Source organism: Burkholderia sp. 4M9327F10, from assembly GCF_005503145.1.
Taxonomy (GTDB): domain Bacteria; phylum Pseudomonadota; class Gammaproteobacteria; order Burkholderiales; family Burkholderiaceae; genus Paraburkholderia.
The window spans coordinates 54,210-76,279 of record NZ_SCNV01000003.1; the positions used below are offsets into that span (position 1 = coordinate 54,210).

The window sequence follows — 22,070 nt, forward strand, 5'->3', positions numbered from 1 at the left end:
GCCATCAAAAGCGAACCATGAATTCCAATCTGCATATCGGCGTCAACATAGACGGCGTGTTGCATCGAGACGACCTGCCAGCCGTCGACGCGAACACGCAATTCCAGATGATCGCCGACGCGGGCGTGTTCGACTATGTCGAGATGAATCCACCCGAAGGCGTAGCGCTTGCACCTTACGTTCAATTGAGCGAGCGTTACGCGTTGCCGGTTCGCGTGATCGGCGGCATATTTTGTGCGGGACGTGACGAAGCGCATCTGCGGCGCCTGATCGAGTGGGCACCGCGCTTCGGCTCGAAGGTGCTGAATTGCCAGCTCTACGCGAATCATGTGGACGGACATCGCCTCACCGACACCGAGATCGTGAGATTCTACGTGCAGACTTGCGAATGGGCGGCCTCGACGGATTGCATTCCGTCTTTCGAAGTGCACGTCGATATGTGGAACGAAGATTTCCGCCGCGTGGCGGCGGTGGGTGAACTACTGGCGAGGGACGGCATCGCCTTGCGTCTCACGCTCGATCATTCGCATTTGATCTTCAAGATCGGCAACGCAGAGGAACTCGACGCGTCACGAATCCGTCCCTTGGTCGAAGCCGGCGAGATCGTGCTCGATCCCGCTTCGCCGGATGCGATCTTCAAGCAGTGGATCGCGCGTGGCTGGGTCCGTCACGCCCACGCGCGCAGCGTCATACCGAACAATCCGCGCAATCCTCGCATGCGCCGATCCGACGGCAGACCTGGCCGCGGGATTCAATATCCGTTCGTGCGTCCTGCTGCGGATCAATGGGATGGCGACTGGGAGGAGGCTGCACTCGCTCCCTGGAAGGATGCCGTGCGGCACCTGCTCGATGCATGCGCGCGGAATTGCGTTTCTACGCCGCAGCAGATCAGTTGTGAATTCATTCCGTTCGCCGACTATGGCGGTGGAGCAGGGTATTCGATCTTCGAAAACAACGTGGCCTGCGCGGCGTGGTTGCGCGACACTTATTCGCTCGCGAGCCAGGCGAATGCGGGCGGGGCGTGACGCACGCTGTGACTGTTCACTGAACCTGCTGAAAATCGGGCAGCGCAAACGCATGGTCGAAGTACGGTTGCAGCGGTCCGTAGAGCCGGAAATAGGCGAACCAGGCTTTCCCTGGTATTGACGGTATCCAGTTCTGTTCCTTGCCGGCCGGCGCCTGGGGTCCCACGTAGATATCCACGGAACCGTCCTGGTTCTTCAAAAGGTCTTGCCGGGACGACTTGTCGACGACCCGCTGCGGGTTGTCGATAATGACGCGCTGGTCGGTGTCGTAGACCGTCAGTGACCAGAACAGCTTTGCCGGCGGATTGGGCGGCACATGCAGGACATAGCTTCTGTTGCCGTCGAGTACGTGTCCACTTCCATCACGGTACGCACCAAGGTACGCCTGGCCGACCCCTGGGCTTCTGGTTACCATGCCCTTTGACGTCGTGACGGCCTCGTAGAAGTAGTCAGCCCGCTCGTCGATCTGAGTGTGGTATTTCGCCTCCTGGGACGGGTCAAACAGAATGACGTAACGCCACTGCGCGTCCGGACGGTATTGAGAGCCGGTAGTCCGGCTGTTGAACGCATTGGCCTGCGCGAACAGTTCGCCGACCTGTGCGCCGTCAGTCAGAATCCGCTTCTGCCTGTCGTCCGGCGAAAACGGCTTGTCTTTCTCGATGCCCAATGGGCGCAGGAACGCCATCATCTCGCGGTCGCGTTCTTCCACAGGCTCCCGGTTGATGATGTCTGCGAGACGCTCCCAGTACGCCATGCCGCGTGGAGGTACCTGGGACCACTGACGTCCTTCCGGTGTAAGGAAACGGCTGGGCTCGGGGGCGTTTCGCTTCGCGTAGGGATACATGCGGAACTGGTGAATCAGTGCATTGGCCTTTTCCTTGTCCGCATCCAGCGCACGGAATGCGACGAGCACGTTAAAGGTCGGGGATTTCACCACACGATAGCCGGACGTATTCGCAGGCACTTCCTGTCCCGGTCCGACAAGCAGGTACTTGCCGCCTTTGCCATGGTCCGGCCCGGTTTCACCCATATCGGTTAGTGGTCGCTGCCAGAAATCGCCTACCCCCCCGGCGGAACTGCCGGCCGGGTAGTCCACTACGAGCGGGCCAGTCTTCGACAGATCGGGAAAGCCGAGGGTATAGGGTGTCGTGGCATTCGCGGTCAGGATGCCGAGCTTGTCGGGAACGGAGACGTAGATGACCATATCCGTATCCTTCGCGCCGAAGACCGTTTGATGCTCGTATTGCCACTGCGCGAAGCCGACAATCGGGAGAGCCCAAACATAAGCCTGGCAAGCGCGCTGAAAATCCGACTCGTCAAAGAGCTTCTGCACGGTGGCGAGGTCGGCGGGTACGCCTTCGGTCAGCCCGATCTGCCCGATGTGTGTATCCACGGTCTGGCACCGTGCGGCCGTTGCCGTGACTGACAGGCCGAAGGCAAGCAGCGTCATAAGAGATTTTATTTTCAGGTTCATCCGAAGCTCCATGATTTGCCCTGTCTGGTATCGGCCCAGGTAGGCGCGCCGGTCCGCGCGCTTAAGGAGACTTTCCTTGTGCGCGAAGATGCACCCCTCACTGCGACGTGGTCCCACCAGGCAGAACCTGGACCGCCGCGGCAGACACAAACACCACGCGCACGGAATCGCCTTTCTTGATGCCGCTTAGCGATATGTCTGGGGAGACATTGAGCGTGACGGTATGTTGGGGGCCCCGCAGCGTGACACGACGGGTCTTCGCGTTGATGTTCTGCACCGTTGCGATAACCTCGACTCGTCGTGCCGCCGCCACGACGCCGTCCGACGCGGGCAGCGCCGCCGCTGACTCCGTGCGTTCGCGAACGCCGCGGGTTGCGACCTTGTCCAGCCCGACAACGAACGCCTCACGATAGGCAATATTCAGAACATCGCCAATTTGCAGATTCGAAACGTTTGCGACGTCGGGATTGACCGCGATGTCTACCACGTTTCCGCGCGGGCCTTTTATCGTCACCGTATTGGCGCTAGCGTCGATGCCAACCACGATCGCCTGCGTGTGGACCAGTGCGTCCGCGCTGACTGCCGGTTGGAGCGCGTCGGGTGAAGACGCCTGTGCAACGGCTTGCTGAAGCGGTATCCCGCCAAGCGCTGCGGCAACAAAAAGCGTCGCCAGGTGTTTCGATAGCTTTGTCTGTTTCATGCTGTCCTCGGTCATGTTCATCTCCGTTCGGATTGCCGCCATGCAGGCCGCGCATTCCGTCCATCTTCTATTTGCCAAACGTCATGTTTAGCCCTGCAAATATCTGCCACTTTGGTGTGCTTCCCGAATGGGCAACCGAGTACTGGGGTTCGAGGAAGGTGTTATAGATGATCGACCCCGACTTCCAAGCCTTGCCAGCACCGAGCCCGACGGGAATGTAGTAGTCGCCGTGCTGCAGATCGAATGTCCAGATTCCGGTGGACCGTATGTACCAACCGCCGGGCAGATTGAATATTCCGAACGGCTGCGCGGTTAGCGACTGCACGGAAGGGCGGGCGCTTTGGCCGGCGAAAGAGTGCTGCCACTGGATTAGTCCGCCTAGCAGACGTGCCGGCGTCGCGCTGATGGCGACCGCCGCCAGTCCCGCCTGCCATTTGCCCGTGCCGAGGGTTGGGTCGGTCGCCGTCGGCGCGGTCACCAGCGGCCCGACACCTATCTGGATGTCGCTCTGGCTCAGCAGGAAGATATCGAACAGGTTCAGGTCACCCAGCCCCGTGTTGTAGCCTCCAGCCGGGTCGGGCCGCGTACTGATGGGCACAGTCAGCCGGAAAATTTCAGGTACGGGGACAATGCCGTTTGCACCAAGCGGGATTGTGGGTCTCAGCAGGAAATCATTGGTATGCGCGCTTACGCCGTAAAGGCTCGGCGTGAAATAATCCTGAATGTTGAATGAAGCGGCAAGATTGAGCGGATTGTTGCTCTTATTGGCATCATCGGCTTCGCTCTGGCAGAATGCATATCTGCAAAAGGAAAATAAAATGAAAAGCAGCATTAAATATTCAATGCGCATTCGTCCGGTTCGCATAGCGATTTCCTATGAAATGCCATGGGCGAGCGTACTCACCGCAAATTCATCAATGCGGGTTTGAGGGCGCGTAAAATGCCACTACATCTGCAGGAGTGAAGCAGACGTACGAAAAACAGGTATGCTAAGGGAAATCAGTCTCAACGGGATTCATGAGACGTTCGACGATTGGATGCTAGCAAACGTCAGATGAAATCGCAAGGTGAAATGTAAGTTAACAGAAATGTGTGTGATAAGGACTTGCCCGTAATCGGAAATTGCGATGCGAGCCTCAGGGCAGGTGACTCTCTGTATAGAATTCGGCTATCCTAGGATTGAGTTATTTCGAACTGTTTCAACTAACGAACCAATAGCTCATCGATTTTCAAATTATGTAATTCCATGGACTGCACCAATGAGTGCGTGCATCGATTCGCTAACCGTTCGCAGGTGGTTCTGGCAGCGCGTCGTTTCAGAGGGTGAACAAAACGGTGTTCTGGCGCGGCCGACGGGGCGAGCCAGGAGCGAACAACGAAAGGAATCGATGAAAGCAGTTCGCCGTTCGCCAGTAAATGGAAGCACATAAAATTCGTTTGCTTACCATGTTCATGATGCGCTTCGGAGCGTTCAAAAATTCGCTAATCTCGAAAATCGCTCACTGCTCTCCGATGACGACAAATCCTACTTCCGCATTGATATCGCTAGCAGTGAGCGAGTTACCGAAGAAGCCGCTGCCAGAGTCGCATGATCCGAAGCACCAGATGCACGCCTGATAGATTCGATCTTCCTGCGCTTCAAAATAGGGGGCCTCATTTCCATACAGGAATGCATTCCCATAATCTGGATTTGGCTCGCTGGGATTATGATGATGTTCCCACCATCCGGTGCCGTCGGACCAGATGCCATATCGGAAATCCTGCTCGAGTCGCTGGTCAGCACCTTGCATGTCCCAGCTAAGGACATAGACTCCAAATCCGCCGTCGTTATGCGCTGTATAGCCGTTGTCAGAGTGATCGTCCCACTGATAGTCATAAGGGACGTAAGGGCGTACCTGTACGAGGCGTGGCAAGGGAGGGTCTGGAATAAACTGAACCCAAACTCCGGCGCCTGCAGTTGCAGACCCACCGGCCGCGCCTATAAAGAATCCAAATGACCCGTTCTGGGCGTTGGCATTCGCGGAGGACTCGGCGTTTCCCTCAGGAGTATGAGATGTCCACGTGGCCACATACGGGGCGGCAAAAATTTGCAGCTTCGTATCCTCGGCGACTTGTACGCCGTCATTAAATGTCATCCCACCTAGCGGACGTAGCGTCAGCGCCTTCGCGGAGAGTTGAGGCAGACGATGGCGAGAAGTTGCCAGATCGCGTGCCTTTTTCATCTTCTCGATTTTTTCAGGCATTAAGAACTCAATCCGCTGAACCTCCGAAGGCTGAGTGCCCGAGAGAGATGCGCGAACCAGAGCTTCGATGACACGTTGCTGTTCCGCACCGATATCCCGGGTCTCATTTCGATTGAGTAAATAATCTCCGAATAGTTTGTCAATAGTGGCACAGGCTTGAGCGCCGATCTTCTGACTTAATTCTGCAGTGATTGATGTATTTGCCTTTCCGGCAACAGCGGGAAAATTGACAGGGCCATTTTGTGATTGGGTGGCCATCGATATCTCCTTTAAAAGGTGTGGATCGTTTCGACAGTGCGCAAGACACGTAGGCCACGCTGAAATGTAATTGATCGTGGTCAGACCCTACCTGCTGCTTATAAATTTGGAATTTCTTATAAGGCAACTATAGTCGAGAAATTGCAGGGCTGTCATGAATTCACCATGTTGCACTTATCCTCCGTATCCGCCATAACACTCGACGAAGCCGCCAGCCATCGGAATGGCTTGACTTTTTCAGGATTGAACATATCTTTGTTGATGAATTTCAAGACTTATTAGTTAATCCATTGACAGGCTGCAGGTTAAATGTTGATTTTTGTTGACAGTCACGACACTCTTTGAGTGCTGGTGGATTTTTTTTGCGGATTTAAAAATAACAAAAATATCATAGATAATTTCATTGACCGTTCCGACCAGAGATCAGAGCGGTGCCGGTGATTTATTGACGCTCTTGCTGGGGCACGCTTTTTAGCGAGAATGTACTGCGCTGGAACGGTATCTAACTAAAATAAAATTATCCGGCCGGTGAAGCGATTCCCTGTTTCGAAATTCAGCCAACTTATGCCTTGCCGACCAGATCAGGAGGCGGTATGACATGGAACCCTTTGCTGCAGTATGATTTTGATAATCACGTTGCTATCGATGATACGGGCAACGGACATACTGGAATAGTAAGCATTCCTAATGCATCATGTTGGGTCGACAATCCTGTCCCTGGAGTCGCGACCGCAATCCGCTTCGACAACCCTCAATCCCAGGTAACGGTGCCGGCTGCGCCGACATTGGGTGGCTGGGCAGGCTTTCGGGTTCGATGTGTATTTTCTCCCACGGCGTTCAACCGCCGGATAAATCTGGTGGAAGGCGATCTGGCTTTCGCGCTGTTTGTCGAAAAGGATGCCAGTCTTCAGGGAACGATTTTCGATGGCACGACGTGGTATGGCGTGACCAGCCAGCCGAACGCCATTGCGCCAAACGTCTGGTACGCAGCGGACTTCGAGTACAACCCGGCGACTTCGCTAGTCCTGCGTTTGAACGATGAGATCGTGGACATCGTGATTACCCATGGTGACGCAGTGAGGCCGGTCGGCCCGGTTGGTATCAAGATCGGATACTGGCCGGGCGGCGATGATCGTTATACTTTCCTCGGGCTGATGGGGCCGGTCTCCATCGATACTCTTACACCTCAAAGTGATCTCGCCTCCGTAGCGGGCAAGCTGGTCTGTTCAGGTGGAACGTATCAGCTTAAAACGTTGCAGGAGATCTATGTCAACTCGCTTACCGTTGCTGAGCAGACCCAGTGTCAGCAGACCGCCACCACTCTGCTGAACGGGATCAATGCGGTCATCGCTGCCGCTCTTGGCACCTCGGGGAACCAATCCGGCACTATCGCGGCGTTTAGCAGCCTGCATGACAGGGTTACTCAACTGACTTTGGCAGACCAGTCGGCAGGCGTCGATGTATTCAGTGATCCAAAGTTAGTGCCCCTTCTGAATGAAGGATTGAATCTGGTCTGGTCGGTGTCCGCAAATGCGCGCGACACGTTAGTCATGCAGGCATTGAAGCTCGCGGCACAAGGCAGCATGCCTCCCGAGCGGGTCGCGCAACTACGAGCGCTGTATCCGGATTTATGTCTTACCGCGCCATCCACAAATGGTTTCGATCCCAATAGGAGCCTGCCGATCATATTCGGTCCCATTCTAAATGGCCTGTGTGGACTCTGCGGGCGGCCATCAGGAGGAGAGGGGAGTGGAGGTAGTACCGGTGGATATGGGCAGGGGGCGGGCGGCGGCTCCCCCTGCGGCTGCAAGACCCGGCCTCCGCAGGGATCGTGCGCTTCGACGGAGCCTTGCTCCGGGGGAGGCATCCACATCCATGTCCATTGTGATCAAGGGGAATCGACATGACTCGGCTCGACAGCATAAGGTCATATTTTGTGGATCAGTTTTTCTCGACCCTGATCAATGACCCGCGGATGGCGACGTTGCAATACCCTGCAGAACTCTTTAGCAGCGTTGGGCACTTCGCTGTTCCGTCAACGGTTTCCGGTCTCACGCAGATTCCTACCGTCGCCAGTCTCGATCAGCTTATTGCCACTGCGCCCAACAGCCAGAAGCCCGATCTGCAAACTTTTCGTGCAATCGAACTCGATGCACTTGCGGCGATACTTCCAGGGCTTGCCAACTGGACGAGTTCATGGGGGGAGCAGATCTCGACGCTATGGGCGCCCGTCGTAAACCATCCGGACGGGCAGGATTTTTTTCCCGTATCCATGCACGACTTGCTCAATTACGCAGACGCTGCGTTAACCGCCCGGTTCTATTCGGCGGCCGGACAGCAACCCTTGTCCGGCCAGGTCTATCCTCTGCTTTTCGAGAACCCTGAGGTATTCAACAATCCCAACATAGCCGCCCCTCTGTATGAATCGCGCCAACCGTTTGCTGCCACCATAGGCTGTGCTCCTCCGGTTACCGGCTTTCCGGCTGATGCGCTCGATACCGGGGCGCTCAATCTTGGCCCGGCGCTTGGCCGTCTTGGCCCCGGGCCGCTTGCACCGACCTTATATGCAGAAATCAAAGGTGTGGCTGGCGCGCTGCGGCTTAACCAGGCCTACGAGGCTGCGGCGCTGACCGGTGGCCAATACGCACCCTTGCGTAACAACCGCATTCATACAGATCCGTTACCCGCGGGGGGCGGGGCGCCTCTTACTGCGATTGGAGGAAATGACATTGCGGCTCCGCGACAACCGATTATGATTGTCTATCACGGCTTTTACCCTGCCGATGACGAGGCGCGACGGCAACCCGGCTTTACGGCTACCAACCGCGAATTTCATCATCTCGGATTCGGGGTGATGCTTATGGCGCCGCCGCCGGAGCCGCAAGACTCTGACGCGGTTATCGAGTCGCGGCGAAATGGGTTCCTGTTTGCGTGCACCGGTCCTGACACGATACGGATGTTCCCGCTTGATCATCCCGCACTCAAGATGGTGAATGACAAGGGCGTCATCGATCCGGCCGGCACGCACGCCAACGTCTATTTCGCCAACATGTCTCCTGCTGGCTGGGAAGCCACATTTAGCAACTACTTTACGCGCGGCCAATCCGCGGGTGCCGCCTGGGGCGAGTATCTTGGCGCCATTGGCGCGGGAGCGGCGGTTGGACTGATTGCAGGGCCTATTGGTGCGGCTGTTGGAGCCGCGGTCGTTGCCGTGGTGGAAATCCTGTACTGGTTGTTCGCGCTGTTTTGTGCGTTGAGCGGTGTGTGTAAATCGCAGGGAGCTCAATCGCAAGGAGGAGGCCCTCCTGTGGACGATTGTGGCAGCACCTACACACAGTCGACCAATGTTCTCTCCCCGCAGGGCGTCAACCCTCAGATCGGTGGGCCAACACGTTCATTCGCACTCGAACTCATTCCTCATTTTCCGGACCACAATCTTTACGGGTTCAACGCCGGAGGCAATGGAACGATTTCCATCGAGAACAGTCCAGACGACAAGGAAATGCTTGCCTGGCTAGCTTTCTCCGGTGGCCTTGGCTATCAGTTCGACTTCGCGACCCCGGGCGCTGTTGACCAATCGGGAACATCGCTGCGGAACTACTTCGATCTGTTCATTGGCAAATATTTAGAGGTCGAAGCGGCTCGCGCACAAGTGTCGTACTTCGAGTGAAGTGATATCCCCCGCCTGCGGGTCAACTATGACGCTGGTGCGGAAAGGGCGGGGGAGTCATTCTGCAGGGGGCTGTCTTTCGGCCGCCATGCTATTGTGAAATCCAGAGTCGTAGATGTTCACACCGGGTGCGAAAACAGTTCGCTTTCCGGATTTGCAAAAGGTGACCTATGCAGCTTCTTGCCCTTGATGGTTGCGAGCGTTATCACACGTTGGCGTCGCTAGTCGAAAGCGGAGCAGAAGAACTGAGTGCAAATCTTTTCATGGGCTTCGATCCCACAGACAACCACGTCAGGGTGTCAAGGGTGCTTCATGAGATCACGCATGTCGCATCTTTCAGGACCACAAGGCTCGGCTTCTGGATTGCCCGTATTGCCACCCCCCTGTTTCGCACGCAAATCGGAGAGGCGACGCCGGATATTCCAGATAGCGTACAGACGCTTCTCGGCATGTTCGCTCCGCTTCTTGAGGGCCTTGCGATTTACGGCCAACTCGATTATGACGCTGACAATACCGAAGCCGTTTTACCGTTCCCGCTGAACAAGATCACAACCAACAATGCCGCAGCGAGTTTTCATGGGGGGCCGTTGGCGGCTTTGCGCGGGGCAAAACTCATGGCTGTTTCCGATGGCCTGTTGACCGAGCTCTTTGTCCGTAAGATTGGCGAGACTGCTCACTATTTCATCGGCTATTTGTATGTCAAGGCGGTAGCCGCGCATATTGCCCGCTTCGCGCCGGAACTCGGAGCCCCGTCTACTCTGCTTCCGCTGCTGATTCGCCTTATCTGCGATCATCCGGCAATCGAGCGGGCCGTCGACGGCAAGCTGAAAGCGGAGGATATTCTTGGGGCCGTTCACTCCTCGCTTCGCGGACTTACCTGCGCTCACGTCGAGATGCTCGATCGAATGTTGCGCAATGAGTGGCTGCGTGCGAATTTCGATAACTGGGACATTCATGCGCAACTGCAGGCAGGTGAGACGGCGCAGTTTATCCTTCATTCAGAGAGCAATCCGCTTTTTCCTCATAACGACCACCACGACGATCTGGACAATGCACAAGAGACGCTCTCCACCTACGTGGTGCTGCGCGCGTCTACTTCCGTTCATCTGACCAGCTGGACGTCGGGCACGTTGATCGAAGCCGTGGATGAGGGAACGCACGTTCGCTTTCGGTTGGCCGGTGGTGTCGGCGACCGACCCACTCGCGATGTGAAACTGATTCTTTATAGTCGCGTGGAGACGGTTTGCAAGGGCCTTGGCGAGGATGCGTTTGCAAAGCTCGAGGCGCTGGACGAAAGCGTCCTCGAACATGCCAGGCAGGCGGCAGCAGGTTCGCGGATCACTGTCGGTAACTATCTAACTCTCACGAAGGGGATTCACGGCACGGCACTCTGGGTAGACGGAAAAATCAAGAACGTCATACCGTTCTCGCTGCTCGAAAATCAGGTGGACATCGAAGAATTTGATATCACGACTACCGGCCTGATGCTCTCACCGGATTATCGTCTTGCCGTTGCGCGTAGCCTGCGTGTCTCCGATGTCCAAAACGCGGCTCGCGGCTATGCCAATGAGTTCCTTCTTGAGGCGCTTGTGTCGAACCCTGAACATCAGCTTGTTGCGCGGAGTGGCCGCCTGAACCCGTTCCTGACGTCGGCGTCGCGTGCCGCGCTCGCTGACTGGTGTGCACACCCGTACTTCCACCTGGATGGCCGGCTCGATGCCGACGTCGTCGACCGGCTCACCGAGATCTTTGACCGCCCACACTTCGGGGGAGGTTCGTTCAATGAACTACTTCCCGACCTCACCACTATCACGGCCCTCCGGCCAGGAGCAACAAATGTCGCGAAATGAAGCCATCCAGGTTTTGAATGACCACCATAATCGTGTTCCCGCCGAGGTTGCCAACATCATCGCTGCCGGCATTGAGGACGTGCCGCCAGGCGAGGTGCGCCAGATGTCCCTTGACGCGTTACAGGGCAAGCATGTGGATGGCGAATTCGTTGTCACGTCAACGCGCGTGATGAACATCCGGATCAACTGGCTCCAGATTGTCGAGCGGTTGGCGGACATCATCGCGAAGACACCGACGCTTCCCGCCGGAGGACATGTTTCGCTGCTCGTTCCGGCACTGCAAGCGCTATATGCGCTGGGGCATGCGCGATCTATTGAACTGAGCCCTATACTCGGGGAAATTGTCTACTATCTTTGGGTAAAGAATGCTGGTCTGGAGAGCGTCCCCGAAGATGAGCTGATCAGTTCATTTAGCAATAGGCTGAGTGCATCGGATATCGTGCTTCAACTCGGCGTGCTTGAATCGCTCGGCATAGTTGAACTGGAAGATGGACTAGTGCTCAAGCACGAAAAATTTTCGATGGCGCCGGGCTGAACCGCTTTAGTCGAAAAGCTCGCGATTTGATGCAGAGCTATTCCCGTAAACCGGACTCGCAACCGGAGCCACGGCATGAAGCTTTAACCATTCGCCATAACCCTTCACCAGAAACCCACCCGAGCGCTCGATATATTGCTGGCGGGACGTTTCATAGACTCCTCTCAGCGCATACCAGGGGACGTGAGGCAAGTCATGGTGGACCAAATGATAGTTGTTGTTGAGGAACAGCAAACGCCAGAACCAGCCGGCTTCATTCAGCACCGTGCGATGCTCGACCGCATCGGCTGCGCGATGCTCATGAAACGAGCGGATCGAACCGAGCGACAACGCGATGTAGCCGACACCGAGCACAAACAGCCACGCCGGAACGGCGCAGACCGTCTGCAGCCACCACGCAAGCGCTGCAACCGACACGCCATGAGCAAGCCACAGCGGCACGTCAGACCAGTCACCACGCCCAACCTTGCGCACGGCCTCGCTGGCTGTTACGGCAATCGCAAAGGCCGGTCCCACCAGCAGCCTGCCCGCGAACGTATTGCGCAGGCGCAACAGCACACGGGTCGCGGCGCCGGCACGTTGCCACACGTCGACGGACACGAAGTAGCTTTCCGGATCGTGCTCTGGGCGAGTCAGGTGAACGTCGTCGTGATGCCGCAAATGCAGATCGCGATAGATGCCGTAGGGAAACCAGACCGCGAGCGGCGCGAAACCGAGCAGCGCGTTGAAGAAGCGCGAGCGGGTCGGATGGCCGTGCAACAGCTCGTGCTGCAACGACATGTACCAGGTGCTCGATAGCCCCAGTAGCGCAGCGGTGAGCGGCAAGCCAAGGCTGCGAGCGTGACTCGCGACGCCAAACCAGCTGCCGTAAATCGTGACGATCAGCGCCCAGGTCGGCCATTCCGTGCGCCATGTCCAGCTCGTGCCCAGGCGGACCAGGCTGTTGCGTTGCGTATCGTCGAGGTAGCGCGCCATCGGCAAAAAAGGGATATAGGCGCCATTGGACGCATTAAACCCGATCCTACGAGCCGTCATGCCGGCAATGAACCAATTTGTTGCGCAAAGCTTCTGCAGAATTGCGCTTAGCCCGGCGAGAGGCACGCGCAGGCCGCCCGGCAGTGCCGCTGCCGCTCAATACCGGTTAATATCAGAGCACGAACGTTAAATATTCGAGTTCTGATAATCATGCGCAAGAATTCTGTAGCACCGGAGCGGCAGGACATCCCTCGTGTGGGCGAGGGCAAACGCGGGGAGGAGGGGTATATCGGCTATCTGCTGCGCCAGGCGGGGGCGGCGCACCGCTTGCGCATGGAGCGGGCACTGGCCGACGTGGGGGTGACGCCGCCGCAATTCATGGTGCTGACCATGCTGGTCGCCTATCCGGGCCTCTCCAATGCGGACGTCGCGCGCCTTGCCATGCTTACGCCGCAAACCGTCAGCGTGATTGTCGCCAACCTGCTGCGCAGCGGGGCGATTGCGCGGCGGCCGCATGCGGTGCATGGCCGAATCCAGCATATCGACGTCACGGAGGACGGCAAGGCGCTGCTCAAGCAATGCCGCTCGCGCGTGCGGACCATCGAGCAGCAGATGCTTGCGGGCTTTAACGCGGATGAGGAAAGCGTGATCCGCCGCTGGCTGGTCAGTCTTGCAGTGGAAGGCAGCGCCAGCGAGACGGAATAAGCGTCATGGGTTATCGGCCAGCCGGCAGGCGTGATCGAGCAGACCTTCGGCGGTGCCGGTGCCGTCCTGCACGTTCAGGCCGCTATTGAGCACGAGCCAGCCGTCCTGGTCGGCAGACGGCCCGGCGCCCGTCACGAGAATCGTCTGCGTGGCCATGGCCTGGGAATCCGGGTGGTCACGCGCGACAATCCGAAATGGATCGTTCTCCTGCGTCAGGCTCGTGACCCGCATGATCCGGTAGCGCGTGCCGTCGATCGTTTCCCACTGCCATTGGCCCACCGGCGCTTGCCGGTAGGCCGCGAGCGCGTCGATGATATCGGTGCGCATGCAGTCCATATGGATATGCAGTTGCTGCTGCGAACGGCGGAATTCAGAATTGATTTCCAGTCCGAACTGATCGGCCTTGAGCGGCTGCTTGAGCGAAGCGTCCACCACGTTGCGCGAGTTCCAGGCGTCGGCCCAGTACTCGGGCGCGTCGGCATCGAGCACGCTCGGGCTTTCAATGCCGGTGACGCGCTCGGTGGGAATCAACAGGTGCTGGCTGCGGCCGTTGATATCTTTGAGAATCGCGTAGTGCCCGGCCAGGTTGACGCTGGTGCATTGACCGGGCCGGCCGATCGAGCGCTCCTCGGGCACGCATTGTCCGCCGACTATCTTCCACAGCGCGTCGGGGTCGGCGGCCGCGATCTGCGCGCAACTGCTCGCCACCACGGCGACAGCGGCGAGGGTCGCGGCCCTGCCGATCACGAACCAGCTTCTGCGCGCGCTTTTGCCCGGTAAAACCTTGCGTGCGCCGATCATAGCGTCGGCCCCGGCAGGGTGCCGAGCAACTGCTCGAACGCTACGCCTATCGCAAGCAGCCGCCGGTCGCTGCCGAGCGGGCCGTCCAGTTCGAGCCCGACCGGCAAGCCTTCGGCCGTCATGCCGGCGGGTAGCGAGAGGCCGGGAATGCCGGCGTTGCTGGCTGGATCGGTGTTGCGCAGGAAGGCGTTCATTTCGTCGATGGGTGCGCTGCCGTTGATGGTTACCGCGGACGAGCAGGCCAGATTGTCGATTGGCACGGCGCTGAGGCGCGTGGTGGGGAACAGGAGCGCGTCGAGCCGGTTTGCCGCGAAGGTCTGCGCGTACAGTTGCTGAAGCTGCGGCCGCCACACGGTCAGGGCGGTCTGGTACTGGCTGGCGTAAGGGTCGGCAAGGATCACGTCGTAGATGCTGCGCACATCCGGGCTGGCAATGCGCGCGGCAACCTCCGCGATCGTCCGGACCGGCGCCTGGTTGGCGGCGAGCCACGCGGGCACGTCCTCATGAGCCTCGTGAATCGCGGTTGAGCCGACCTTGCTGGTCAGATCGAGCAGGCCGCTCATCTCCACCGGCACGAGCGCCACGCCGGCAGCCTGAAGCCGCGTCAGCGCATCGCGCACGACGTCTTCCAGGGCGTATTCCAGATCGTCCCAGAGCGGCGCGGGCAGACCCACGCGCAAGCCGTTCAGGCTCACCGCGGGCAAGGGCCCGGCGCCGGTCACGACGCCGTCCAGCAGCGCGAGATCCGCGACGCTGCGCGCCATCGGGCCGACGGTGTCGCGCGTGTGGCTGATGGGCACGACGGCGTCGGGATCGTGATAGCGCCGCTCCGCGCCGCCGTCGCCGACCGACGGACGCAAGCCCGCCGTGCCGGTCAAGGCAGCGGGAATGCGGATCGATCCGCCGGTGTCGGTACCCAGTCCGGCCGGCACGATGCGCGCGGCAATCGCGGCAGCGGTGCCACCCGACGAGCCGCCCGGAATCAGTCCCGGGTCGTACGGGTTGCGTACCGTTCCCGCGTGGGTGGCGAGGTTCGTGCTGGTAATGCCGAATGCCAGTTCGTGCATGTTGGCCTTGCCGAGCACGATCGCGCCGGCGTCGAGCAGGCGCTGCACGGTGGGGGCGTTATCGCGCGGTACGAAGTGTTCCAGTGCGGGGGTGGCCGCCGAGGTGAGCAGGCCGCGCGTGTTGATGTTGTCCTTGACGACAATCGGCAGGCCGGCGAGCGGCAAGGCTGCGCGCGCGTCTGGCGTCATCGCGTCGATCCGCTGGGCGTCGGCGAGGGCGCCTTCCATGTTGAGAGCCGTGAGGGCGTTGAGCGTGGACAGCGCCGCAGCGCGTGCGAGCAAGGTGGCGACGTAGTCCGTGGCTTTCAGCCGGCCGGTCTGGATCGCAACCACGGCTTCCGATGCCGTCAGGGCCAACTGTTCGTCGACGGTCCATGTCATGCGGGAGATCTCCTCGGGTGCCCAGTCAGGTCACGCGCCTCGCTGTGAGTGCGGCGCGCAGCGCGTAGCGTAACAGGCGCCACGCGCGCTCCCTATTCTGTCACAGCCTTTTAAAGCACGTTGCCGGCTCGCATACCGGCTGGGCTGGTCTGGAGATCGATCGCGCCCCGGCGGGCCGGGGCTTGCGGGGATGAACGGCAAGCGCCGTTATTGATGGCTGTCGACCCACATGCGTCCCCAGCGGAACGCGTAGGCGACGGCGTGCTCTTCGTCGAAGAAATAGTCGAGCGCGTCGAACGAGTGGGTCCGGCTCGAATCAGGCGCGGTTTTGCCGATGGTCAGGTTCGCGGCAAACAGCCCGTTAGGCAGCTGTTGTGCGGCCGGGGCGACCTGATAGCCCTTGTACTGGATAGGTTGTCGATTCATGGTGATAGCGATGAACGTGTCCGCATGCGTTGCGAAAGGAATCCGGCGCATACTGCCCGCCGGATAGCGGACGGGCAGGGACAAGCGTAGGCCGGGTGGCCTCGCGCGTGAACCAATCATTCGTCGCAAGCAAATTACGGTGGACCTTGAACGGTCTTCGCGGATTTGGCTGAAGCGGCCCCGGATGCGTTATCGCCACTATCCGGCGCGTCGCCTAGCCTGTCTGTTGCTTGGACCACGCAGCGCAACACTACGCCGCCGCGCGCCGCAGGGTGCGGCGCGCGGTGCTCCGATACTGAGCGTAGGGAGGGCTGCGCCTAGTTGGCGAGCGTCAGCACCTTGGAGGTGCGTGCTTCGGGCGTGGCGGGCAGATGCGCGGGCGTGAGGTGCGTGTTGAACGCGAACGCGAATTGTGCGGCCTGCTGGCCGACCGTGGCGAGCTGGCCGGCAACCTTTGGATCGGAACAGCTATCCACGGATTCGAAACGCGTCTCGAGCGTATTGATGCCGGCGCCAAACGGCGTGGGCCAGCCGCGCAAGGCGTGCACGATCGAGCGTAGCGAGGTCAGCACCGAACCGGCCGCTTGCCAGCCGTAGGCCGTGACGATGCAGCCGACCGCGCGGCCGTCGAGGTACGGACGCTCGTCTTCACGTAGTTCTTCCAGCGTGTCGAGCGCGTTCTTGACGAGACCGGAGACGCCGCCGTGATAGCCCGGCGTGGCGATAATCAATGCGTCCGCGTGGCGCACCGCTTCGATCAGTTCGAGTTGTGCCTCGGTGCGTTGCGGATCTTCCGGGGCGTAGTGGGGCAGGCTATGCAAAAAGGTGCCGCCGAACAGGCGGGTACGGGCACCGGCGGCTTCGGCGCCGCGCAGGGCGAAACCGAGGGCACGCTCGGTGGAGGACGCCGCACGCGTCGTGCCGCCAATGCCGATAACGAGCGGCCGGCGATGATGATCCAAACTGGTCAACGAAATGCTCCTTCGGTAGCGGCTGCCGGGGCGTGGCGCGGGGCTGCGCGCGAGTTTGCCCGGGCAAACTGGACTTCAACCGCCATATTAGTGACCGATAGTAGCAGCACGAAGCGACTTTTCGTTCTAACGATATACGCTGGCAGGGTTATCCACGCAGAGCCGGCGTGTAATGCACCTGACGCGGCGCTCGATAAGCAAAGCGAAAACCGTTGGTTGGAAAGTGGCAGGGGGCGCGGCTAAGATTGGCTCGTCTCCTCCATGACTACTCCTTGACATGGGACTAGGCCCCGTTATCGAAAGATAGTGGGGCCATTTTTTTTGCGTCAGTTCGATGTGGGATTAACGCGGGGCCGGCAAGGTCTCTTTTGCGTCAAGCGAGAACGGCATGGCGGCGGGATTCAAGCGGCTGTTGCGCCGGCTTATTCCGTTTCGATCAGTTTGGGCCATGGCGTGGGCCGGTCGCTTTGAGCAAAACGGGCGAGGCGCTTGTGCACTTCGCGCATGGTGTTGAGCGGGGTCTGCAGGAGCTGTTCGTCGTGCAGCGCCAGCAAGCGTTGCAGCGCGAGCGCCTCGTCGCTGTCGAGCGCCCAGGTGTCGTTGGCCTGGCCGCGCGCCGCGCTGCGTTCGAGCGCTTGCTCCGCATGGGCATAGAGCGCGGAATCGGCCGAGCCGAAGCCCGCTTCCTGCAGATACCAGGCAACGTACAGCACCTGAATCAGCTCGCTGAGCAGATGACCGTTTCCCGATCCGGTACGCAATGTTTCCAGCGCGAGATGACCGCGCAACGACTGTGCGCGAAATGATTGCAACGTGGGCGGTAACAGCATGGCTTTCGCCGCCGATTTTCCGGCGGAGATACGCCGGAGCGGACGCTTTCCTTTATTCATTTTGCTTAAAACTCGCAGGCTTGCTGGATTTCGAGTCGCGATTTTATATGTGTCTGAAGTCAGAACGATTTAATTTTTTAATTTTTAATGATTCGCCGGAAAATCATCGGAGGGTGCGCGGTACTCGGTGCGCTGGATTATCGGCTGGTTCAGGTGGCGAGTATTTTGGATCTGGCGGGCAGTATATGCGGCGGGTGGGTCGAATTTGCATGCGATATGCATGTTAGCTGGTATATGAAATACGCGATTTCGTGCCGCATAAATGTCAATTCGCAGACCGATACGCATTGTCGGCTACTTGTAAATAAGCGGCGGCGTTCGATCCGGATTATCTGCACCAGTCAGGCGGCGAGGACGTATGGCGTCCTCCGGAGGCAGGGGCAAACACTTGCCGCGTGCGACCGTCCTGCCTGCTTTCTCCGGCCTGCATGTAACAGAGGCGAATTTCTGCGCACGATTCGATGCGCTGTCACATCTATCTGATACATGGGAGGGGATAACCCGTGTAGGAGATTGATGTGAGCAACCGAGCCTCTGATTTGCGCCCCATGATTACAGCGAAACACCCGTTCGAGAATTGCTTCGTGGACCTCGGAAGTCACTCCGCCGACAAGGCGCTGATCGCGCTAACCGACGCGGTGCATGCCGAGCAGCGGGATATGAATGCTTACGACTGGATTACCCAGGCGTTGCCCGGCGCGACCCTCAAGCCTGCCCTGGCTTTCGGCACCGTCGGGGAGCTGTACCGCTCCTATACCCGGCCTGCCGAGTTTGGCCGCCTGAAAGAAGTCTGGCGCTCCTGAGGAGAGGTTGCTGAACAGAGACAGAGACGGATAACACGCCCGGCGTCGGCTTTGAAGTTGGCGCCGGCTGCAAACGCGGCCCGAGTTTCCGGCCGCGTTTGTTTTTTGGGGAGCGAGGCGTGAGCGCGGTCACCGCTGTCGGCGTGCCGGCGCTTTTAGCGGCTCGATTTCGAAAGGCGATCTCCCAGACCCAGATTGGTGGCGATCTGCCAGGCGTAGACACGGGAATACTGGACGCCGAACTTCGCTTCGATCAGCTCGCGTAGGCGTGCATTGGTCCACGCATCACTGGAAAAGCCGTGTTCGCGCGCCGAACCGCGCAAGGCGGCCGCGACCCATTCCAGCGCCGCAGCGTCGAGCGCCGAGGCGCGGCCTCCCACGCTCATCTTCTTCAGCGCGTCGAGTCCGCCGTTTTCCAGAACGGCCTTGTAGCGCTTAACCGTGGCCGTGGACAGATGCAGCGCTTCGGCCACTGCCTTGACAGTCGAGCCCGCCATCAACATGTGGCCCGCGTTCATGCGCCGTGTAACGGTCGGCAGCTCTTGGCTTCGGGAGGGCATGAGATCAAGCGTTCGTTAAGTTGTGGGGCAACCGGAGGGCATACCCTTCCAGCTTGCCATCGTTCCTCTGCGGGATCGGCGCAGATGTCCGGGCGACAAAAACCCGGTGAGGCTTGCGTGATTACCCTAGTAATAAATGATTTTCAATTGAATGTGTAGGAGCGCAGTGAAAAAATAATTGGGCTTGCGATTTAACCTATTTATCCTATGGCGTTGATTGGCACAGCGTCGCACGTGCGTTTATCGAGATAATCGGCCTGATCATTTCGTAATTCGCAATTTCCCCTGCTGGCGCTTGATGTTGCCTCAGACGTTTGCTAGCATTCCTTAACATCTTCAAGCGGTCTGATGATAGCTGGCGAACTCATATAACACATGGCTCGCCGTGTGCCTGCCACGTCTCTGGGAGGAGCGTCGTATGGCGATTCATTGCAGAATCCTTTATCTTGATGCGGAAATCATGTTGGGCCATTCTGTGCCGGAGTTTTAAGAATTTTCTGCCACGCAATAATCCGCTGATTGCTACTCCGAAATAGAGAAAGTGGGTTTTTCGAATTTCATGCAGAGAAGGCTGCGTGAGGACGGCTATTGCCTCCGCTCAGGGAAATACGAGGCAACGCAAGGCAGCCGTATCTGCAGTCGGTGCAACGTTTGAGTGATTTAGGAGAGCATAGTGAAACTATCTATTTCGCGTCATGGCAGCAACAGCGCTTTGCGGGTGAGGCGGCTCGTGCTCATGGGCTCTGCGCTGGCTGCAATGGCCGGCACCTCGGCCGTCATGGCTCAAGCCGCCGGTTCAGGCAGCGACGAGCCGGTGCAGGCACAGGAGCAAGGGCAGGCAGAGATGCAACCCCAGGCCGTGGATGCCCTGAACAAGCTCGGCAACTATCTGCGCAGCCTGAAGAGCTTTCGCATTCAGGCGGACAGCGTGACGGACGCTGTGCTGACCACGGGGCAGAACGTCGGTTTCCTGCATCGCACCGAGATGTCGGTGCAACGCCCGAACAAGCTCAGGGTGGTGATCACCGGTAGTCACGCGCCGAAAGGCTTGGTGTATGACGGTCAGAGTTTCGTGCTGTTCAACGACACGCTTCATTACTACAGCAGGGTGCCGGCGCCGCCCACCCTGCGTCAACTGGCTGCCGATGCTGACCAGAAGTACGGCGTGCAGCTTCCGCTGGTCGACCTGTTTTATTGGGGCGAGCAATCGGACGACGAGAAGGCGCTCACGAGCGCGCTCTTTATCGGGCTCGACAAGGTCGAGGGCAAGTGGTGCAACCATTACGCCTACCAGCAGCCGGGCCTCGACTGGGAACTGTGGATCCAGACCGGCCCGCGACCGCTGCCGTGCCGCTTCGTCGTCACGGATACGACGCAGCCGTCGCGGCCACAGCATGCGGTCAACTATCAGTGGACCCTGAACCCCACTTTCGACGCAGCAACCTTCGTCTTCCATCCCGGCCCCGGCGCGAGGCAGATACCGATGCGACCGCCCTTGGCCTCGGGTGACGACCAACAGGGAGGTGCGCAATGAAACCACTGACGCGAATGACCTGCATTGCGCTCGCCGTTGTGTTCTCGGCGACTTCGGTCACGACCTATGCTTTCGGGATTCGTGGCGCGGCACGTACCAGTATTCACGGTGGCGGTGGCGGAGGCGGTGGCTTCCAGGGCGGCGGAGGGGGCGGCTTTCATGGCGGCGCGCCTGGCGGGGCGCCGGGACTGGGTTCGTCCCATGGAGGCAGCAGCAATGGTGGCGGCTCCCATAACGGCGGCGGTGGCGGCGGTAGCAGCAACGGCGGTGGCTCCCACAACGGCGGTGGCGGTAGCAGCAATGGCGGTAGTTCCCACAACGGCGGCGGAGGCAGCAACAACAGCGGTAGCTCCCACAACAACGGCAGCAGCAGCGACCACAACGGAGGTGGTGGCTCCAGCAACGGCGGCGGCAGTTCCCACAACGGCGGCGGCAGCGACCACCACGACGATCATCACGATGATGACCATCACGACGATGACCACCACGATGACCACCATGACGACGACCATTATCACCACGATGACTGGTACGTCGATCCGGTCGCGGTCGGAGTGGCAGTGGGTGTGACCACCGCGGTGGTGGTGGGAACGGTTGTCGCGAGTCTGCCGCCGAGCTGCACGAGCGTGATGGTGGGCGGCGTGGTGTACCAGCAATGTGGCGCGACGTGGTACCAGCCTCAATATGTCGGCCCGACGGTGCAATACGTGGTGGTCACCGCACCCAGGTAAGCGCAGACAGCCGGATCGTACCTGCTTCACCGCTAATGACCTGGACTGGATATGGAAGTCGAACTCGAGGCACGGATCGCGCAACTGTTGTTGCGTGCGGCGCGGCGCAGAAAACTCGTTCCGTACGGCGCGTTCCACGCGCTCTTTCCACCTGACCTGCCACTGGGCCGGCGCTATGTCGCGCTTGAACACGCCGCCTCGGGAATCTGCGAACCGCAACTGGCAGACTATGCGGCGCTTCTGAGTACCGATTCCGGCCTGCCGGGCCCTGACTTCTATGCGCGCTTCAAGCGCCTGCACGCCGAGCGCTATTACGCGGTACTAGGTGCGGATCGCAACCGCAAGCTCAGGCTGGTGGAGAAGCAGACGTTTGCACACCAGGTTCGGCAGCAGGTGTATCGGCATGCTCGAGCCTCGGCCGCTGCGGCGAGCACAGCAGAACCTTCCGCAGACGCGGCGGCTACCGGGTTG

Annotated in this window: 20 protein-coding genes; 9 read left to right on the top strand and 11 right to left on the bottom strand. The window is 59.3% G+C overall.

The window, feature by feature from the left end; all coding sequences use genetic code 11:
• Nucleotides 1–17: 17 nt before the first annotated feature.
• The gene (locus FFS45_RS04450; RefSeq protein ID WP_137953510.1) at nucleotides 18–1,025 is read left to right on the top strand and encodes a xylose isomerase; all 1,008 of its coding nucleotides are present in this window, start codon (nucleotides 18–20) and stop codon (nucleotides 1,023–1,025) included.
• Between the two features lie 16 nt (nucleotides 1,026–1,041).
• Here FFS45_RS04450 and FFS45_RS04455 read toward each other — a convergent pair whose 3' ends face one another.
• The 4 genes from FFS45_RS04455 to FFS45_RS04470 form a co-directional block, all read right to left on the bottom strand.
• On the bottom strand, nucleotides 1,042–2,499 hold the full coding sequence (locus FFS45_RS04455; protein ID WP_137953511.1) for a DUF1254 domain-containing protein: 1,458 nt from the start codon (nucleotides 2,497–2,499) through the stop codon (nucleotides 1,042–1,044).
• A 97-nt stretch (nucleotides 2,500–2,596) separates the two neighbouring features.
• Complete coding sequence (locus FFS45_RS04460; protein ID WP_137953512.1) at nucleotides 2,597–3,199, bottom strand: hypothetical protein; 603 nt, start codon at nucleotides 3,197–3,199, stop codon at nucleotides 2,597–2,599.
• A 67-nt stretch (nucleotides 3,200–3,266) separates the two neighbouring features.
• Nucleotides 3,267–4,031, bottom strand: coding sequence for a hypothetical protein (locus FFS45_RS04465; RefSeq protein WP_137953740.1), 765 nt, complete (start codon nucleotides 4,029–4,031; stop codon nucleotides 3,267–3,269).
• A 667-nt stretch (nucleotides 4,032–4,698) separates the two neighbouring features.
• The gene (locus FFS45_RS04470; protein ID WP_137953513.1) at nucleotides 4,699–5,700 is read right to left on the bottom strand and encodes a hypothetical protein; all 1,002 of its coding nucleotides are present in this window, start codon (nucleotides 5,698–5,700) and stop codon (nucleotides 4,699–4,701) included.
• A 593-nt stretch (nucleotides 5,701–6,293) separates the two neighbouring features.
• Between FFS45_RS04470 and FFS45_RS04475 the strand changes: the two genes are divergently transcribed.
• The 4 genes from FFS45_RS04475 (at nucleotide 6,294) to FFS45_RS04490 (ending at nucleotide 11,755) form a co-directional block, all read left to right on the top strand.
• Entirely contained in the window at nucleotides 6,294–7,607 is a 1,314-nt protein-coding gene (locus FFS45_RS04475; RefSeq protein ID WP_137953514.1) for a hypothetical protein, read from the top strand.
• The gene (locus FFS45_RS04480) at nucleotides 7,604–9,370 is read left to right on the top strand and encodes a hypothetical protein (protein WP_137953515.1); all 1,767 of its coding nucleotides are present in this window, start codon (nucleotides 7,604–7,606) and stop codon (nucleotides 9,368–9,370) included. The genes FFS45_RS04475 and FFS45_RS04480 overlap by 4 nt, the downstream gene beginning before the upstream one ends.
• A gap of 170 nt (nucleotides 9,371–9,540) precedes the next feature.
• A complete protein-coding gene (locus tag FFS45_RS04485; RefSeq protein WP_137953516.1) occupies nucleotides 9,541–11,220 on the top strand; it encodes a hypothetical protein in 1,680 nt (559 codons plus the stop codon).
• The gene (locus FFS45_RS04490) at nucleotides 11,207–11,755 is read left to right on the top strand and encodes a hypothetical protein (protein WP_137953517.1); all 549 of its coding nucleotides are present in this window, start codon (nucleotides 11,207–11,209) and stop codon (nucleotides 11,753–11,755) included. The genes FFS45_RS04485 and FFS45_RS04490 overlap by 14 nt, the downstream gene beginning before the upstream one ends.
• 6 nt (nucleotides 11,756–11,761) lie before the next feature.
• Here the strand turns inward: FFS45_RS04490 and FFS45_RS04495 are convergent, their stop codons facing one another.
• The gene (locus FFS45_RS04495; RefSeq protein ID WP_137953741.1) at nucleotides 11,762–12,730 is read right to left on the bottom strand and encodes a fatty acid desaturase; all 969 of its coding nucleotides are present in this window, start codon (nucleotides 12,728–12,730) and stop codon (nucleotides 11,762–11,764) included.
• A gap of 210 nt (nucleotides 12,731–12,940) precedes the next feature.
• On the opposite strand from FFS45_RS04495, the gene FFS45_RS04500 reads away from it, so the two are divergent.
• Nucleotides 12,941–13,435, top strand: a complete 495-nt coding sequence (locus FFS45_RS04500) for a MarR family transcriptional regulator (RefSeq protein ID WP_137953518.1) — start codon at nucleotides 12,941–12,943, stop codon at nucleotides 13,433–13,435.
• A gap of 3 nt (nucleotides 13,436–13,438) precedes the next feature.
• On the opposite strand, the gene FFS45_RS04505 is transcribed toward FFS45_RS04500, so the two are convergent.
• From FFS45_RS04505 to FFS45_RS04525, 5 genes are all read right to left on the bottom strand, one after another.
• Nucleotides 13,439–14,182, bottom strand: coding sequence for a CDP-diacylglycerol diphosphatase (locus tag FFS45_RS04505; RefSeq protein ID WP_249362626.1), 744 nt, complete (start codon nucleotides 14,180–14,182; stop codon nucleotides 13,439–13,441).
• 50 nt (nucleotides 14,183–14,232) lie between these two features.
• Nucleotides 14,233–15,684: an indoleacetamide hydrolase gene (iaaH, locus tag FFS45_RS04510; RefSeq protein ID WP_137953520.1), complete on the bottom strand. Its 1,452-nt coding sequence runs from the start codon at nucleotides 15,682–15,684 to the stop codon at nucleotides 14,233–14,235.
• A gap of 207 nt (nucleotides 15,685–15,891) precedes the next feature.
• Nucleotides 15,892–16,110: an HlyU family transcriptional regulator gene (locus FFS45_RS04515; RefSeq protein ID WP_137953521.1), complete on the bottom strand. Its 219-nt coding sequence runs from the start codon at nucleotides 16,108–16,110 to the stop codon at nucleotides 15,892–15,894.
• A 317-nt stretch (nucleotides 16,111–16,427) separates the two neighbouring features.
• Nucleotides 16,428–17,081: an NAD(P)H-dependent oxidoreductase gene (locus FFS45_RS04520; RefSeq protein ID WP_137953522.1), complete on the bottom strand. Its 654-nt coding sequence runs from the start codon at nucleotides 17,079–17,081 to the stop codon at nucleotides 16,428–16,430.
• Between the two features lie 422 nt (nucleotides 17,082–17,503).
• A complete protein-coding gene (locus tag FFS45_RS04525) occupies nucleotides 17,504–17,911 on the bottom strand; it encodes a hypothetical protein (RefSeq protein ID WP_137953523.1) in 408 nt (135 codons plus the stop codon).
• A gap of 578 nt (nucleotides 17,912–18,489) precedes the next feature.
• Here FFS45_RS04525 and FFS45_RS04530 point away from each other — a divergent pair.
• Entirely contained in the window at nucleotides 18,490–18,774 is a 285-nt protein-coding gene (locus tag FFS45_RS04530; RefSeq protein WP_249362628.1) for a hypothetical protein, read from the top strand.
• A 155-nt stretch (nucleotides 18,775–18,929) separates the two neighbouring features.
• On the opposite strand, the gene FFS45_RS04535 is transcribed toward FFS45_RS04530, so the two are convergent.
• Nucleotides 18,930–19,334 (bottom strand): helix-turn-helix domain-containing protein, encoded by a 405-nt coding sequence (locus FFS45_RS04535; RefSeq protein ID WP_137953524.1) that lies wholly within the window; start codon nucleotides 19,332–19,334, stop codon nucleotides 18,930–18,932.
• 673 nt (nucleotides 19,335–20,007) lie between these two features.
• Here FFS45_RS04535 and FFS45_RS04540 point away from each other — a divergent pair.
• Nucleotides 20,008–20,868 (top strand): DUF2092 domain-containing protein, encoded by an 861-nt coding sequence (locus FFS45_RS04540; protein WP_137953525.1) that lies wholly within the window; start codon nucleotides 20,008–20,010, stop codon nucleotides 20,866–20,868.
• On the top strand, nucleotides 20,865–21,599 hold the full coding sequence (locus FFS45_RS42095) for a hypothetical protein (protein ID WP_212745697.1): 735 nt from the start codon (nucleotides 20,865–20,867) through the stop codon (nucleotides 21,597–21,599). Before FFS45_RS04540 ends, FFS45_RS42095 begins: the two co-directional genes overlap by 4 nt.
• Nucleotides 21,600–22,070: the final 471 nt, after the last annotated feature.

Excerpts from the sequence above, each read along its gene's own strand:
- FFS45_RS04515 (WP_137953521.1), bottom strand. The coding sequence starts at position 16,110 with ATGAATCGACAACCTATCCAGTACAAGGGCTATCAGGTCGCCCCGGCC.
- FFS45_RS04475 (WP_137953514.1), top strand. The coding sequence starts at position 6,294 with ATGACATGGAACCCTTTGCTGCAGTATGATTTTGATAATCACGTTGCT.
- FFS45_RS04535 (WP_137953524.1), bottom strand. The coding sequence starts at position 19,334 with ATGCCCTCCCGAAGCCAAGAGCTGCCGACCGTTACACGGCGCATGAAC.
- FFS45_RS04480 (WP_137953515.1), top strand. The coding sequence starts at position 7,604 with ATGACTCGGCTCGACAGCATAAGGTCATATTTTGTGGATCAGTTTTTC.
- FFS45_RS04490 (WP_137953517.1), top strand. The coding sequence starts at position 11,207 with ATGTCGCGAAATGAAGCCATCCAGGTTTTGAATGACCACCATAATCGT.
- FFS45_RS04470 (WP_137953513.1), bottom strand. The coding sequence starts at position 5,700 with ATGGCCACCCAATCACAAAATGGCCCTGTCAATTTTCCCGCTGTTGCC.
- FFS45_RS42095 (WP_212745697.1), top strand. The coding sequence starts at position 20,865 with ATGAAACCACTGACGCGAATGACCTGCATTGCGCTCGCCGTTGTGTTC.
- FFS45_RS04460 (WP_137953512.1), bottom strand. The coding sequence starts at position 3,199 with ATGAAACAGACAAAGCTATCGAAACACCTGGCGACGCTTTTTGTTGCC.
- iaaH (WP_137953520.1), bottom strand. The coding sequence starts at position 15,684 with ATGACATGGACCGTCGACGAACAGTTGGCCCTGACGGCATCGGAAGCC.
- FFS45_RS04465 (WP_137953740.1), bottom strand. The coding sequence starts at position 4,031 with ATGCTGCTTTTCATTTTATTTTCCTTTTGCAGATATGCATTCTGCCAG.
- FFS45_RS04525 (WP_137953523.1), bottom strand. The coding sequence starts at position 17,911 with ATGCTGTTACCGCCCACGTTGCAATCATTTCGCGCACAGTCGTTGCGC.
- FFS45_RS04455 (WP_137953511.1), bottom strand. The coding sequence starts at position 2,499 with ATGAACCTGAAAATAAAATCTCTTATGACGCTGCTTGCCTTCGGCCTG.
- FFS45_RS04495 (WP_137953741.1), bottom strand. The coding sequence starts at position 12,730 with ATGGCGCGCTACCTCGACGATACGCAACGCAACAGCCTGGTCCGCCTG.
- FFS45_RS04485 (WP_137953516.1), top strand. The coding sequence starts at position 9,541 with ATGCAGCTTCTTGCCCTTGATGGTTGCGAGCGTTATCACACGTTGGCG.
- FFS45_RS04500 (WP_137953518.1), top strand. The coding sequence starts at position 12,941 with ATGCGCAAGAATTCTGTAGCACCGGAGCGGCAGGACATCCCTCGTGTG.
- FFS45_RS04450 (WP_137953510.1), top strand. The coding sequence starts at position 18 with ATGAATTCCAATCTGCATATCGGCGTCAACATAGACGGCGTGTTGCAT.